The 15283-nt window shown below is 53.3% G+C and carries 11 protein-coding genes and 1 other RNA gene; 4 read left to right on the forward strand and 8 right to left on the reverse strand.

Going from position 1 to position 15283, the window contains the following annotated elements:
- Positions 1-25: 25 nt before the first annotated feature.
- The 5 genes from sufS to sufA all read right to left on the reverse strand — a co-directional run bounded on the left by sufS (position 26) and on the right by sufA (position 5298).
- Positions 26-1249, reverse strand: a complete 1224-nt coding sequence (gene sufS, locus BUB06_RS03595; RefSeq protein WP_039471602.1) for a cysteine desulfurase SufS — start codon at positions 1247-1249, stop codon at positions 26-28.
- Positions 1249-2595, reverse strand: a complete 1347-nt coding sequence (sufD, locus tag BUB06_RS03600) for a Fe-S cluster assembly protein SufD (RefSeq protein WP_072012990.1) — start codon at positions 2593-2595, stop codon at positions 1249-1251. The genes sufS and sufD overlap by 1 nt, the downstream gene beginning before the upstream one ends.
- Positions 2570-3316, reverse strand: a complete 747-nt coding sequence (gene sufC / locus BUB06_RS03605; protein ID WP_005970394.1) for a Fe-S cluster assembly ATPase SufC — start codon at positions 3314-3316, stop codon at positions 2570-2572. Before sufC ends, sufD begins: the two co-directional genes overlap by 26 nt.
- A 97-nt stretch (positions 3317-3413) precedes the next feature.
- Positions 3414-4913: a Fe-S cluster assembly protein SufB gene (gene sufB, locus BUB06_RS03610; protein ID WP_010297791.1), complete on the reverse strand. Its 1500-nt coding sequence runs from the start codon at positions 4911-4913 to the stop codon at positions 3414-3416.
- Between the two features lie 13 nt (positions 4914-4926).
- Positions 4927-5298, reverse strand: coding sequence for a Fe-S cluster assembly scaffold SufA (gene sufA, locus BUB06_RS03615; RefSeq protein WP_005970398.1), 372 nt, complete (start codon positions 5296-5298; stop codon positions 4927-4929).
- Between the two features lie 426 nt (positions 5299-5724).
- Here sufA and BUB06_RS03620 point away from each other — a divergent pair, with 426 nt between their 5' ends.
- Positions 5725-6126 carry a hypothetical protein gene (locus BUB06_RS03620; RefSeq protein ID WP_010297788.1) on the forward strand — a complete coding sequence of 134 codons (402 nt, stop codon included), beginning with the start codon at positions 5725-5727 and terminating at the stop codon, positions 6124-6126.
- 72 nt (positions 6127-6198) lie between these two features.
- Here BUB06_RS03620 and menI read toward each other — a convergent pair whose 3' ends face one another.
- Entirely contained in the window at positions 6199-6615 is a 417-nt protein-coding gene (gene menI / locus BUB06_RS03625) for a 1,4-dihydroxy-2-naphthoyl-CoA hydrolase (RefSeq protein WP_010297785.1), read from the reverse strand.
- Complete coding sequence (gene ydiJ / locus BUB06_RS03630) at positions 6615-9668, reverse strand: D-2-hydroxyglutarate dehydrogenase YdiJ (RefSeq protein WP_039471600.1); 3054 nt, start codon at positions 9666-9668, stop codon at positions 6615-6617. Before ydiJ ends, menI begins: the two co-directional genes overlap by 1 nt.
- Positions 9669-9965: 297 nt before the next feature.
- On the opposite strand from ydiJ, the gene ydiK reads away from it, so the two are divergent.
- From ydiK to apbE, 3 genes are all read left to right on the forward strand, one after another.
- Complete coding sequence (gene ydiK / locus BUB06_RS03635; protein WP_010297781.1) at positions 9966-11075, forward strand: AI-2E family transporter YdiK; 1110 nt, start codon at positions 9966-9968, stop codon at positions 11073-11075.
- A 315-nt stretch (positions 11076-11390) separates the two neighbouring features.
- Positions 11391-11502: antisense sRNA RprA (gene rprA, locus BUB06_RS03640), an RNA gene on the forward strand.
- Between the two features lie 91 nt (positions 11503-11593).
- Positions 11594-12640: an FAD:protein FMN transferase ApbE gene (gene apbE, locus BUB06_RS03645; protein WP_039471598.1), complete on the forward strand. Its 1047-nt coding sequence runs from the start codon at positions 11594-11596 to the stop codon at positions 12638-12640.
- 213 nt (positions 12641-12853) lie between these two features.
- Here apbE and ppsA read toward each other — a convergent pair whose 3' ends face one another.
- A complete protein-coding gene (ppsA, locus tag BUB06_RS03650) occupies positions 12854-15232 on the reverse strand; it encodes a phosphoenolpyruvate synthase (protein ID WP_039471596.1) in 2379 nt (792 codons plus the stop codon).
- Between the last annotated feature and the right edge of the window lie 51 nt (positions 15233-15283).

Genomic DNA, 15283 nt, shown 5'->3' on the forward strand with positions numbered 1-15283 from the left:
CCCCGAACAGATCCGCGCGCGGCGCTTAACTGCCCAGCAATCGATGGATACGTTGCAATCCGGCAACCAGCCGGTCAATTTCTTCGCGTGTAGTATAAACGGCCAGCGAGGCGCGGCACATACTAGGAACACCGTAGTGTTCCATCAGCGGCATCGCGCAATGGTGGCCGGTGCGAATCGCAATACCGTACCGATCGAGGAAACTTCCGACATCATAGGCATGGTGCTGCCCAAGATTAAACGCAATAACGCCATGACGCTCAGCAGGGCCGTACAGTGTCAGATCGGGCACCTGCGTCAACGCTTCCAGCGCATACTGCATCAGCGAGGATTCATAACGTTGAATATCTTCACGCCCCAGCGCCGTCACGTAGTCCAGCGCGGCACCTAAGCCTATGATACCGCCCGTGTTGGGCGATCCCGCTTCAAAGCGCCACGGTGAATCGGCATAGGTGGTGCCCGTACGCAGGCTCACCTGGCGAATCATCGCCCCGCCACCTTCCCACGGTGGCATAGCCTGAAGCAGGTCACGTTTGCCGTATAACACGCCAATACCCGAAGGGCCGTAGATCTTATGTCCTGAAAAGACAAAGAAATCGCAGTCCAGATCCTGCACATCGACAGGCTGATGCATAATCGACTGCGCGCCATCGATCAACACCACCGCGCCCGCCGCTTTGGCCTGCGCAATCATGGCTTTCACTGGGTTCAGCGTGCCCAACACGTTAGAGATCTGCGTTACTGCCAGCAGACGAGTACGTTCGTCCAGCAAGTCAGGAAGCTGCGCGATATCCAGCGTACCATCTTCAGCCAGCGGCAATACACGAACCTCAACGCCACGCGCTTCCGCCAGCATCTGCCAGGGAACGATATTCGCGTGGTGTTCCATCTCGGTGATGATCAGATTGTCGCCCGGTTGGATAAAGGTGCGGCCATAGCTGTTAGCCACCAGATTGATGGCCTCTGTCGTCCCGCGTACAAAGACAATTTCTTCTGCTGAGGCGGCATTGATAAAGGACGCCACCTTTTCGCGCACCGCTTCCATCGTGCTGGTCGCCTGTGCGCTCAGCGTGTGAATGCCGCGATGCACCGCAGCATATTCATGGCGATAGAATTCGGCTTCGCGATCGATTACCGCGTGCGGTTTTTGCGCACTCGCAGCGCTATCAAGATAGGCTAACGGCTGACCGTTAACCTCACTTGCCAGCAACGGGAAATCAGCGCGAACCCGTTCAATAGGATAACTCATCATACCGCCTTGCCGGCATTCGCCAGCGCGTTTGGCAAACGCTGCGCGATACGTTCCAGAACCACATCTCGCAGAGACTCGCTTTCAATCGCTTCTGTGACTTCCGCCGCAAAGGCGAAGATGATCATCTGTTGCGCATCCTGCTGCGTAATACCGCGGGAACGCAGATAGAACAGCTGTTCTTCGTCCATACGGCCAATAGTGGCACCGTGGCTGCATTTCACGTCGTCTGCGTAGATTTCCAACTGTGGCTTGGTATCAACCTCAGCCAGTCGGCCCAGCAGCAGGTTATTGTTGGTCATCTGCCCGTCAGTTTTCAGCGCATGCGGCGCAACTTTGATCATGCCGTTAAACACCGCTCTGGCGCGATCGTTGACGATGACCTTATGCAACTGGCGGCTTTCGCCATAGCCCTGATTGTGTTCCAGATACGTGCGCGTATCGCACACTTCGCTACCAATCGGCAGGATAAGGCTGTTCATGGACAGATTAGTGCCTTCGCCGTTCAACTGGGCGCTGGTGTTATGGCGCGTCAGACCCGCACCCAGCAAGAAGCTGTGGCTACGAACCCGAGCATCACGCGCCAGAACCAGATCGTTGTGCGCGAAGTGGTAGCCTGCTGCCGCTTCAAACGCCAGCTTATAGTGGCTAACCTGGCTATTTTCCGCCGCATTCACCGTCAGGCGTGCGCCAGTAAAGTGCGCATGCTCATCCAGACTGACGTAGTGCTCGATAATTTCCGCGCTCGCGCCACGCTCAACGTTCAGATGATGACGATGGTGAACCGTGTTCAACGCCGCTGCCTGACAGCTGCTGATGTGCAACAGGTAAAGCGGTTTTTCCGCCTGCTGTCCGGCAGCCAGACGAATCAGCGTACTGGTGCTAGCCAGACTTTCGGTCAGGTGCAGGAACACTTCGGATTGAATGGCCGCAGGCAGCGCGCCACGCGCACGCGACGCCTGTACATCAACCTGATAAGGGCCCCAGGCGCTGTCGCTGAGTTCGGCATTGAATACACCATCGACAAACACCAGACGCCAGCTATCCACGGCTAATGCCAAGGCATCTACCGCTGCACGATCGAGAGACTGTGCCTGCGGTGCGACAAATTCGTTGCTCAGCAAGCCATCCAGCGGCGTGTATTTCCAGTGCTCATGCTTACGGTGCGGTAATCCAAGGCGCACTACGTCCTGCCAGTGTTGGTTCGCCTCTTCAGAACGGCGTGATGCATCACGCTCAAACAGGCCATGCCATTGTTGCAGCGCCTGCTCTTGCTTCTGAGCGATGCTGGTTTTACCCGTCGCGTTGTCGCTCGTCACCTTATTGCTCGTCGGTAAGCCAGCCATAGCCTTGCTCCTCCAACTGTTTCACCAGCGAGAAATCACCGGATTTCACAATACGTCCCTGATACAGAACGTGGACGTGATCCGGTTTGATGTAATCAAGAATACGCTGGTAGTGCGTTACGATGATGAACGAGCGTTTGCCGTCACGCAGGGAGTTTACGCCGTTAGAGACGATTTTCAGTGCATCGATGTCCAGCCCGGAGTCGGTTTCATCCAGAATGCACAGATCCGGCTCCAGCGCCGCCATCTGCAAAATATCGTTACGCTTCTTCTCACCGCCGGAGAAGCCCACGTTGACCGAACGGGTCAACAAATCTTCCGGCATATTCAACAACTTGATCTTTTCTTCGATAAAGTCGGCGAAGTCAAAGCGATCCAGCGGTTCCTGCTCGCGGTATTTACGCACCGCGTTAACGGAGGTTTGCAGGAAGAACTGGTTGCTGACGCCGGGGATTTCGACAGGGTACTGAAACGCCATAAAGACGCCTTCGCCCGCGCGATCTTCTGGAGACAATTCCAGCAGATCTTTCCCTTTGAAGCTGACAGAACCGTCGGTCACTTCATATTCTTCACGTCCAGCCAGCGTTGCGGAGAGCGTACTCTTTCCTGAGCCATTCGGGCCCATAATCGCGTGGACTTCACCCGGCTTAATGGTGAGATTAAGCCCTTTGATGATCTCTTTGCCTTCTACGCTGACTTTTAAATTTTCGATGCTTAACATGCTTATTCCTTCCAACGCCCAATGTGGCGAGCGCTTAATGAATTCCGGGACCGATGATTCTCATTATTCGTCTGTGAAAATCCCGGTAACCGCCGAATTAACCGACGCTGTGTTCCAGGCTAATCGCCAGTAACTTTTGTGCTTCTACCGCAAATTCCAGCGGCAATTCAGAGAAGACGTCCTTACAGAATCCGTTCACGATCATCGAGATGGCGTCATCTTCGCTGATACCGCGTTGCAGACAGTAGAACAGCTGATCTTCACCAATTTTCGAGGTCGTCGCTTCATGCTCCAACTGCGCGGTATTGTTACGCACTTCCACGTAGGGGAAGGTGTGTGCGCCGCACTCGCTGCCGATCAGCATAGAGTCACACTGGGTGAAGTTACGGGCGTTGGTCGCGCTCGGCATGATCTTCACCAGACCACGGTAGGTGTTCTCACTGCGTCCGGCGGAAATCCCTTTGGAGATGATGGTCGAACGGGTGTTTTTACCGATGTGAATCATCTTGGTGCCGGTATCGGCCTGCTGGCGACCATTGGTCAAGGCAACAGAGAAGAATTCGCCGACGGAGTAATCACCGCGCAGAATAACGCTCGGGTATTTCCAGGTGATCGCTGAGCCAGTTTCCGACTGCGTCCATGACATTTTTGAATGCTCACCGGCACACAGCGCGCGCTTGGTCACGAAGTTCAGAATTCCGCCTTCTGCGTCATCTTTACCGGAGAACCAGTTCTGCACCGTGGAATATTTCACTTCGGCATTCTTGTTGATGATGACTTCCACCACGGCAGCGTGCAGTTGGTAGGTGTCACGAACCGGCGCGGAGCAGCCTTCGATGTAGCTGACGTAGCTGTCATCATCGGCGATCAGGATCGTACGCTCGAACTGACCGGTTTTCGCCGCGTTGATGCGGAAATACGTCGACAGTTCCATCGGGCAGCGCACGCCTTTCGGGATGTATACAAACGTGCCGTCAGAGGCAACCGCCGAATTCAGCGCCGCAAAGAAGTTGTCGTTCGCCGGTACGACCGTACCGAGATACTGACGCACCAGATCGGGATGTTCCTGAATCGCCTCGCTGAATGAACAGAAGATAATGCCTTTTTCAGCCAGCTCATGCCGATACGTGGTCGCCACAGATACGGAGTCGAAAATCGCATCGACAGCCACTTTCTTGCCCTCACGGACAGGAACACCCAACTGATTAAACGCATTCTCTACTTCGCTGGTCAGGTAATTATTCACGTCCGTAATCCCGGATTGCTGCTTGGCACCGGGCTCAGAGCCGCAGCTGTCATCGCAGTTACCGCAGGAAGGCGCGGAATAATAGCTATAGTCCTGATAGTCCAGTTTCTCGTAATGGGCTTTCAACCAATGCGGTTCTTCCATCTCCAGCCATGCTTTGTAGGCGTTGAGACGGAATTCCAGCATCCACTCAGGTTCGTTACGCTTCGCCGAGATCGCCCGTACGACATCTTCGTTGATGCCGTGCGCCAGCTCATCGGTTTCCAACTGCGTGAAGAAACCTTCTTTATAGCGTCCATCACCCATCCAGATCTGGACATCATCAGGTACATCTACCGTGCTACGTGCCATAATTTTTCATCACTTAAATGCCAAAGCTTTCGCCACATCCACAAGCATGCTGCGCTCTGGGATTATTAAACTTGAATATCTGATTCAGCCCTTCACGGACGAAATCAAGTTCTGTGCCGTCAATGAAAGGCATCGCTTTCAGTGGGACATACAGTTTTGCGCCGTCGCGTTCGAAGACCAGATCGTCGGTCTCAAACTCCTGCACCAGATCCAGCACGTAGCCAAACCCTGCACAGCCTGATTGTTTAACGCCGAGCCGCAGTCCTTGCACGGCTTCATCCTGCTTCATCAGATTCTTAATCTGCTTCACGGCGCTGTCGGTCAGCGTCAATCCTTGCCAGACATTTTCATCCAGTGAAAACGTCCCTACATTTTCCGCTTGCATATGGAATACCTCATTGCGTGTGGTACCAGTTTTAGGCTGGTTTCCCCTAATGTTAGTGATAATGAAACTAGCTTCAACCTCTTGTTTCGCAGGGCTATTCGTAACATTTCGGTTTTTAGCGAGCCAATAGCGCTATTTTACACGTCTCCGACGCGCCAAACAATGCGGCAACAAATCTACTAACCAATTGATAATAAATGAATTAATATCATCACCCCTGTCCCTTTCGGGAAGGTAAAAATTATCATCTCATTATCATTATTATAACATTTATCGGCGATACCTATTTGTAAAACAGGGAAGGTATATGAAGATTTATGTGATTTCCGATCGTACTTTTGACGTTAAAGCACATTTTGCCCATTGATCATGGCCTTTTTTATAAATATGATAATGATTATCATTTCATTTTCAGGATCGATAACCATGCTTTCCGTGAATGCCTGGCTGCACCACCAAATTGACGAATATAAATTTCAGATTCGCGATGCCACCGTTGATTTCTATATGGCGGAAGCTCGCCTGAACCGTCCAGGAAGCAATATTGACCATTTACGTCGCTATCATAACGCCTGCATGGACATGGTTGAACTCTGTCTGAGAAATGGCGATGACGACAGCTATCTGCATGCACTGGCCAAGCTGCACAATCGGTTGATTAAAGAGATTAATAATGAAGGGCGTTGTCACCTCTTTCGAGTGCAAAGCTACTACTTTGCCCGTAACACGCTGAAGTCGATTTGCCATCAGTTAAGCATGCAAGGCTCATGGGATAAAGCCACCGAGTTTCAGACAGACTTCGTTAAGCGCGTACCATTTCTCCCCTGAAGAGGAATGTTTTCTCAGAACAACCGAACCAGACCCGCCAGCAGTCTGGTTCAGTGCTTCATGTTTACAGTTTTACGGTGTAATGACCGACGTCGTCAGACGTGAAATGCAGCACAGGCGATTCTGATTATCAAAAATCTCAATCTGCCACACCTGGCTACGGCGGCCAACGTGAAGCGCCCGGCATACGCCCCGCACTTCCCCTTCGCGCACGGCTCGCAGATGGTTGGCGTTAATTTCCAGCCCCACCACCTGCTGATCGCCTTCAGAACACAAATAGCCCGCGACGGAACCCAGCGATTCCGCCAGCACAACAGATGCACCGCCGTGCAATAAGCCAAACGGCTGACGCGTGCGAGAATCCACTGGCATCACCGCTTCCAGAGAATCCTCCGCGATATGGGTATAACGAATACCGATATGACCCACCATACACGTTTGGCTCGGTTCATTAAGCTGCTCAAGCGTAACCTGTCGTTTCCATAGCATCAGATAATCTCCAGCAAGGCCTGTAGCGGATGGCGCAATGCGCTGCCTTCCATGCGTTTCACCTGACTGCGGCATGAATAGCCGGTGGTCAGGCAGCGTTTCTGCGGTAACTTCTGCAACACCTGCTGCCAGGACAGCGCATAGATTCCCTGCGAGTTGGCAAGGTTCTTGGTTTCATGCCCGTAGGTTCCCGCCATGCCGCAGCAGCCGACGCTGACATTCTCCAGTTTGGCACCAAAGCGCGAGAAAATGTCGGACCACTGTTTCGTGCTGATCGGCAGCGCCGTGGTTTCCGTACAGTGCCCCAACAGATACCAGGATTCGCCAGTGGCAGGTTGCGGCGTGCTGTCTGCCAATGCCGTCACTAGCCATTCGTGCACCAATTGCACCTGGAAATCGCCACGCTTCTCTCCCAGAATTTCACGATATTCGTCACGATAGCACAGCACCAGCGCGGGATCGACGCCCACCATTGGCATCCCCAGTTTGGCTACACGGTTCAGGAAATCTGCCGTCCTCGAGGCCGTTTTGGCAAAACGCTGTAAGAAGCCTTTAATGTGCTGCGCTTTTCCGTTCGGCGAGAACGGCAATAGCACCGGTTTCAGCTTCAGTTTTTCGATCAGGTGGACGAAATCAGCCACCACCTGCGCATCGTAATAGCTGGTAAACGGATCCTGCACGATTAACACATACTGCTGGCGCGCCGCTTCCGGCAACTGTTCCAGTTGCTCGAGCGTGGTGTTGACGCCACTATGCCCGGCAAACTGCTGACGCAGCGACGGCGATGACAGCAAGGGCAAATCGACCATACCAATCTGGCTGCGGCTCAGGTTATTCAGCAGCGGCATTTTCAGGAAGAAGTTAAACGTCTTCGGGCTGCGCGCCATCAGTGGCGCATAGCTTTCGACACCGGCCACCAGATAATCACGAACAGGGCGCAGATAGCGCGTGTGATAAAGCTGTAGGAAGCGAGAGCGGAAACCGGGCACGTCAATCTTGATAGGGCACTGCGTTGAACAGGCTTTACACGCCAGACAGCCCGACATCGCATCTTTAACTTCATGCGAGAAATCGTAATCACCCTGCTTCGCCTGCCAGGTATTGCGAGTCTTCTGGATAAAGGCGCGCAGGCTCAGCTTCTGCTGCGGCAACGCTTTTTCCAGCGCTACCGGATCGACGCCCTGCTCCGCCAGCAGGCGTAACCATTCACGCACCAGCGTCGCACGGCCTTTCGGTGAATGAATACGGTTGCCGCTGATTTTCATCGACGGACACATTGGGCTACGAGCGTCAAAGTTAAAACACAGTCCGTTACCGTTACATTCCATCGCACCACGGAACGCGGTACGCACCGTCAGCGGGATCGTGCGATCAAACGTGCCGCGCTTGACCGCATCGACTTTCATCATCGGCGCATCCACATCCAGCGGCGCACAAATTTTTCCAGGGTTAAGTCGGTTATCAGGGTCGAACGCCGCCTTGATGCGACGCAACTCGGTATACAGCTCCGGCCCAAAAAATTCAGGGCTGTATTCGGCGCGGAAACCTTTACCGTGCTCCCCCCACAGCAGGCCGCCATATTTGGCCGTCAGCGCGACAATCTGGTCGGAAAGCTGCTTCATCAGCATTTCCTGTTGCGGGTCGCACATATCCAGCGCGGGACGAACGTGCAGCACCCCTGCATCCACATGGCCGAACATGCCGTACGTCAGGTTATGGCTGTCCAGCAGCGCGCGGAACTCTTCGATGTAATCCGCCAGATGCTGTGGCGGCACGCAGGTATCTTCCGCAAACGGGATCGGCTTCGCCTGCCCTTTGCTGTTGCCCAGCAGCCCAACGGCTTTTTTCCGCATCGCGTAAATACGCTCGATGCCGGCCAGATCGTTACAGGTTTGGTAGCCAATCACCCCGCCTTCTCCGCCTGCCAGCAGCGTATCCAGCCGTTGACAGAGTGAGTCGACCTGCCCGTTAATCAGCGCCTCATCATCCCCCGCGAACTCCACGATATTCAGGCCGAGCATTTCCTGATTAGGCACATCGGTAATCAGTTCACTGACGGAGTGCCAGACGATATCTTCGCGGGCAAGGTTTAACACCTTAGAATCCACGGTTTCAACGGACAACGCTTTCGCCTCCACCATGAACGGCGCATTGCGCAACGCTGAGTTGAAGGAGTCGTATTTGATATTCACCAGACGACGGCTCTTCGGCAGCGGCGTGATATCGAGCTTCGCTTCGGTGATAAACGCCAGCGTGCCTTCAGCCCCGGTCAGAATACGCGTCAGGTCAAAGGAACGGAGATCGTCGCTGAACACATGGCGCAAGTCATAACCCGTCAGAAAACGATTCAGCTTAGGAAACTTGTCGATAATCAACGCACGCTGTTCGCGGCAGCGGTGCAGCACCGTATGATAAATGCGGCCGATGACGGAATCTTCTAACGCCAGTTTCTCCGCCAGTTCTACCGGCATCGCCTGCGTATCCAGCATTTCGCCGCCCAGCAAGACCACACGCAGCCCCAGCACATGGTCTGAGGTTTTACCGTACACCAGCGAACCTTGCCCTGATGCATCGGTATTGATCATGCCGCCCAGCGTCGCTCGGTTACTGGTCGACAGTTCAGGTGCGAAGAAATAGCCATAAGGCTTCAGGTACTGATTAAGCTGATCTTTAATGACGCCAGCCTCGACGCGTACCCAGCCCTGTTCAGAATTGATCTCCAGAATGCGGTTCATGTAACGCGACATATCGACCACGATGCCGCGATTCAGCGCCTGCCCGTTCGTTCCTGTCCCGCCACCGCGTGGCGTAAAGGTCAACCCTGAAAAACGCGTATCACTGGCCAGCCGTGAGAGGATCGCCACATCGGCGGTTGAGCGGGGGAAAACCACCGCATCCGGCAAAAGTTGGTAGATACTGTTATCCGTTGCCATCGTCAGACGATCGGCATAATTGGTCGCCGTATCGCCTGTAAATCCATTTTTCTTCAATGCTTCCAGAAAATTAAGCACCGGCTGGACCAGCCCGGGAGATTGCGTGATCTGTGGGATCATTATTTTTTGACCCTGTCCGTACATGATGTGTTTGCCAATATGTCGTGAAATGCCTGTGAAGAGTCTGCTATAGCCGCTCTGTCATCGGGGACATCACGTTTTATCACATTTCGCAATCGTGTGCGCTCCCGGATCGGCAAAAACATACAGCGTGTTGGCGAACCGTCGTTTCACCAACAAAATGTTCAACAGGCTGTCAAAACACCCGGAAATATCTCATGATGACGTTGTGATTAAATCAGTTCACCCAAACCACCTCACCTTCAGCCTTTTCTTTTGCTATTGAGGAACCATTCGTTGAGCAAATATTCTCAACCACCACGATTTGACCTGGCCAGAATCCTGTTCAGTCTGGTGTTTATTACCATCATGATTATTGCCTGTTTTTGGGTGGTGCAGCCTTTTATTCTGGGATTCGCCTGGGCATGTATGGTGGTCATTGCCACCTGGCCGATGCTGATTAAATTTCAGGCACTATTATGGGGGAGACGTTCTCTGGCAGTGTTGGTGATGACGTTGCTGCTTATCCTGCTATTTATTGTCCCGATTGCCGTTCTTGTCAGCAGCGTGGTGGATAACAGCTCGGCGCTAATGAGCTGGGGAGCCAGACAGGAAAACTTTTCGCCCCCGACGCTGGAGTGGCTGACGTCCATTCCTTTAGTGGGAGAAAAATTATTTAACAGCTGGCAGGCGCTGTTGCAAAGCGGTGGCAGCGGTCTGTTCGCCAAAGTGCAACCCTATTTTGGTAAAACGGCGACCTGGCTGGTGGCACAGGCGGCGCATGTCGGGCGTTTTCTGATGCACTGCTCCCTGATGCTGATCTTCAGCGCCCTGCTTTATTACAAGGGCGAAGCCGTTGCGAAGGCCGTGCGACATTTCGCTATCCGGCTGGGACAGGAGCGCGGCGATGCAGCCGTGATTCTGGCAGCACAGTCAATTCGTGCCGTCGCACTGGGCGTGGTGGTAACGGCTATCGTACAATCGGTGTTAGGCGGAATCGGCCTGGGGCTATCCGGTATTCCCTACACCACACTATTAACCGTTCTGATGTTTCTATGTTGTCTGGCGCAGTTGGGGCCACTTCCGGTATTGATTCCTGCGATTATCTGGCTGTATTGGACGGGCGATACCACCTGGGGCACCATCCTGCTGGTATGGAGCTGTTTCGTTGGTACCATCGATAACATTATTCGCCCGGTATTAATCAGAATGGGAGCCGATCTTCCTATGCTGCTGATTCTTTCCGGCGTGATTGGCGGGTTGTTGGCGTTTGGCATGATTGGGATATTTATTGGCCCGGTCGTCCTCGCCGTTTCCTACCGTCTGCTGTTTGCCTGGATGCGTGAAATCCCCGAACCGCAAAACATCCTTTCCGTTAATACGTCTAACACGACAGATAAAGAGTAAGACCGACAGTCACCGTTTTCTCTTCCCGTGGGCGGTACACCGCCCACGCATTCCCTCTCTCGGCATCGCTTTTTCGACTCTATTTTCCGGTTCTATTTTTTCGGCACTATCATTCCCTTACTTTTTCAATAGGTAAAAGTAACTAATGATTAACCCTCTATTCCTAGGGATTAGTCCTAAAAATTTTGATATCATTTCTCTAATGCATCAATATTATTGACAATATAAAAACTCTGAGAGACCGACTCTTAAAAGATAATTAACTATTAGGATGATTCTTAATGACGAAATAGGCCATAATCCATAGGATAAATACCGGAGCTAGTATTAACCTACTGTTTGTCAATGAGGTTTCCTCCTCGTCAGAGTTAGTAACGAATTGCTGTGTGTAGTCTTTGCCCATCCCCTGAGATGGGCCTTTTTTTTCCTTTCATTTGTCTTCCATTCAATTACGCCTCATCCCTTTTTTGTTACTCTCCTGTCTGCCTACTTTCAGTTCAGTTTTTCAGGAGTTTTTCATGATGCCTCTCGCCGCGAAGAGATTGCTACTCTGTGGCTTATTCTGCCTTCTGACAGCCTGCGATAATCCAACACCGACGACACAGCGCCCTCTGTTGACCATTGAAGGCAAAACCATGGGGACGTTTTACAGCGTAAAAATTAGCGGCGACGTCACCGAAGACAAAACACAGCTGCAACGGGAAATCGATGCCCTGCTGGAGCAGGCCAATAACGACATTTCCACCTACCGTGACGATTCGGTACTGTCGCGTTTTAATCAGTACCGGGGAACGGATCCCCAGCCCATCAGCAATGGCATGGCGGATATCATTCTGGCCGCGCTGCGTATCGGTAAAGCCACGCACGGCGCGATGGATATCACCGTCGGCCCGTTGGTTAATCTCTGGGGATTCGGCCCGCAGAAGCAGCCTACGCGGATTCCCAGCCAACAGCAGATCGATTTAGCGCGGCAAAATGTCGGGCTGCGCCACCTGAAACTGATCGGTGATGAAAAAGGCGAGTGGATTCAGAAAGACCTTCCGGATTTGTATGTCGATCTCTCCACGCTGGGCGAAGGGTACGGCGCAGACGTTCTCGCGCAGCTAATGACGCGTAAAGGGATCACCAATTATCTGGTTTCCGTCGGCGGTGCGATTTCCAGCCGTGGGGTGAACGCCGAGGGTACGCCGTGGCGTGTGGCGATTCAGAAGCCAACCGACCAGGAAAATGCAGCACAGGCGGCGGTGAATTTGCAGGGTTATGCGATCAGCACCTCCGGCAGCTATCGGAATTATTTTGAGGAAGACAGCAAGCGCTATTCTCACGTTATCGATCCCGAGACGGGCAGACCGATTACTCATCAGTTGGTTTCTGCAACCGTGATTGCGCCAACCGCGCTGGAAGCCGATGGCTGGGATACGGGTTTAATGGTGTTGGGAACGGAGAAGGCGTTGAAGCTGGCGGAACAGCAGGGGTTGGCGGTTTATCTGATTACCAAAACGGATAAGGGCTTTAGCGCAGTGATGACGCCACAGTTCAAATCCTTCCTGATTGCAGCACCGTGATTTTCAGCACGGCTTGCGATAAGCGGCGGCCGAGCGGTGGTAATGGATAGATCGTAAAGACGCTGTAAATACATCCCTGTACGCTCGGATTGCGCCATCCATGGCGCAAACGCTTTACTCTTCTATTCCATTACCACCGTTTTCATTCTGTAAATATTGTTTCAACAACCTGAATGGCTGATGACTACAGATATCAGACACCCACAGTACGGATTACTTGTGCTCCGCCAGATTCAGCCAGGTTTGCACCACGGTGTCCGGGTTGAGCGACAGGCTATCGATGCCCTGCTCCATCAGCCAGAGCGCGAAATCTTCGTGATCTGACGGGCCCTGACCGCAAATACCGACGTATTTACCCTGCTTTTTGGCAGCTTTAATCGCCATCGACAGCAGCGCCTTCACCGCATCGTTACGTTCATCAAACAGCGACGATACCACGCCAGAGTCACGATCCAGACCCAGCGCCAGCTGTGTCATGTCGTTTGAACCGATGGAGAAGCCATCAAAGTGTTGCAGGAATTCATCGGCCAACAGCGCGTTGGACGGAATTTCGCACATCATGATGATTTTCAGGCCGTCTTCGCCACGGCGCAGGCCTTGATTCGCCAGTTCGGCAATCACCGCTTCCGCTTGTGCCACGGTACGAACGAACGGGATCATGATCTCGACGTTCTTCAGGCCCATCACGTTACGCACGCGTTTGACCGCTTCACATTCCAGCGCAAAACAGGCTTTGAAGTCCGGCGATACGTATCGACCCGCACCGCGGAAACCCAGCATCGGGTTTTCTTCTTCCGGCTCATAGCGTTCACCGCCGACCAGATTGGCGTATTCGTTCGATTTAAAATCGGACAAACGGACAATAACGCGCTTCGGCGAGAATGCCGCTGCCAGCGTCGCGATCCCTTCCACCAGACGACCTACGTAGAATTCCACCGGATCGTCGTAGCCCTGCATCAGCGTTTTGATCTCGCGTTGCAGCTCAGGAGCTTGCTGGTCGAATTCCAGCAGCGCACGCGGGTGCACGCCAATCATGCGGTTGATGATGAATTCCAGACGCGCCAGACCGACGCCATCGTTTGGCAGGCAGGCGAAATCAAATGCGCGGTCAGGGTTACCTACGTTCATCATGATTTTCAGCGGCAGTTCAGGCATTTCATCAATCTGTGAACTCTTCACGGAGAAGTCCAGCAGATCCTGATACACATAACCGGTGTCGCCTTCCGCACAGGACACAGTCACTTTCTGCCCTTTGCGCAAACGCTCGGTCGCATCGCCACAGCCTACGACAGCCGGAATGCCCAGCTCGCGTGCGATAATCGCAGCGTGGCAGGTACGTCCGCCGCGATTGGTAACAATCGCCGCCGCCTTCTTCATGATCGGTTCCCAATCTGGGTCGGTCATGTCAGTCACCAGCACATCGCCCGCGTTGATCAGGTGCATCTCGCTGATGTCCTGAATCACTTTTACTTCGCCCGCACCGATACGGTGGCCGATCGCACGGCCTTCCACCAGCACCGTGCCGCTGGCAGGCAGGTGATAACGCTCCATCACCTGACCGTTAGAGCGAACCGTTTCCGGACGCGCCTGCACGATATAGAGTTTGCCAGTGTGGCCATCTTTCGCCCACTCGATGTCCATCGGGCGGCCGTAGTGTTTCTCAATCAGCAGTGCCTGACGCGCCAGCGCCTGCACTTCGTCATCCGTCAGACTGAAACGTGTCGTTTGTTCTGTCGGCACATCTTCAATCCGTACCTGCTTGCCATGTTCCTGGCTCGCGGCATACACCATACGGATTTTTTTCGATCCCATGTTACGGCGCACAATCGCAGGTTTGTTGTTCTGCAAGGTCGGTTTGTGAACATAGAACTCATCCGGGTTCACCGCCCCCTGCACCACCATTTCACCCAAACCGTAAGCCGAGGTGATGAACACCACCTGATCGAAACCGGATTCGGTATCGATGGTGAACATCACGCCTGCGGAGGCCAGATCGGAACGCACCATACGCTGCACACCCGCCGACAGCGCCACGCCACGGTGGTCATACCCCTGATGTACACGATAGGAGATCGCGCGATCGTTAAACAGCGACGCAAACACGTGCTTCACCGCCACCATCACCGCGTCAATGCCTTGCACGTTCAGGAAGGTTTCCTGTTGGCCAGCAAAGGACGCATCCGGCATATCTTCTGCCGTGGCGGAAGAACGCACGGCAAACGAGGCGTCTTTCTCACCGTCGGCCAGTTGCTGATAGGCGTCACTGATTGCCTTTTCCAGCTCCGGCTGGAATGGCGTATCAATAATCCACTGGCGAATCTGCGTACCGGCGCTCGCCAGTTGACTCAGATCGTCAATGTCGGTGCGATCGAGCAGCTCATAAATGCGCTGGTTGATCCCGCTTTGATTAAGAAAATCATTAAACGCCTGCGCCGTTGTCGCAAAACCGTTGGGAACGGCTACGCCCAATCCTGAAAGGTTGGTGATCATTTCACCCAGAGAGGCATTCTTGCCCCCCACCCTTTCAACGTCGTGCATACCGAGCTGGTTATACCAAAGGACATTACGCAAATCAGGGCCGTTATTGGACATCGAAAATAATCCTTTCTGCATACAATTAGGGTATGAAAGAGTTCGGTTGAG

Origin of the sequence: Pectobacterium carotovorum (genome assembly GCF_900129615.1) — a bacterium.
In the GTDB taxonomy this organism is placed as follows: Bacteria; Pseudomonadota; Gammaproteobacteria; order Enterobacterales; family Enterobacteriaceae; genus Pectobacterium; species Pectobacterium carotovorum.